General features: G+C 43.5%; 1 protein-coding gene. It reads left to right on the forward strand.

Annotated elements, in window-relative coordinates; translation table 11 throughout:
• Window positions 1-91 precede the first annotated feature (91 nt).
• On the forward strand, window positions 92-292 hold the full coding sequence (locus tag LI015_RS28050) for a hypothetical protein (protein WP_227126787.1): 201 nt from the start codon (window positions 92-94) through the stop codon (window positions 290-292).
• Window positions 293-464 lie beyond the last annotated feature (172 nt).

The raw sequence follows: 464 nt of genomic DNA on the forward strand, positions 1-464 counted from the left end.
ATATATGTTAAAATGGCACTGAAAGGTATAACGATACAGCCTTTCAGGGGAGGTGAGCCCCATGGTTATCTCGCCAAAGAGGCTGCCAGAAGTGAAAAATGATGCGTTGACCCGTATTGTTTCCTTCGCTTCCGGCAACTCGATTGACTGGAAATTCGTTTCCGGTCAGGTCAGTGAGGATGGTTCCTGCTCTGCTGACTTTGAAGCAGATGCTCCGAAGCCAAAAAGCAAGTTCCGCCTCCATGGTGAGGTTTCCCAATATGGGGAATCATACCACTTCAGTGCCATTTAACATCTGGCACAGGGAACCATCAGCTTTGGCTGGTGGTTCTTTCCTTTTATAATCATAGGCCAGGAATCTGGCTTTCAAAGAATGTTGCTTATTCAATCAGACTTGATTGCAGATATGTGATGAATTAAAGTTCTTTTGCTTGAAGTAATCTTCAAAGTATGTTACTTTTGTA

The sequence above is a fragment of the Enterocloster sp. 210928-DFI.2.20 genome (assembly GCF_020554465.1).
Lineage (GTDB): Bacteria > Bacillota > Clostridia > Lachnospirales > Lachnospiraceae > Enterocloster > Enterocloster bolteae.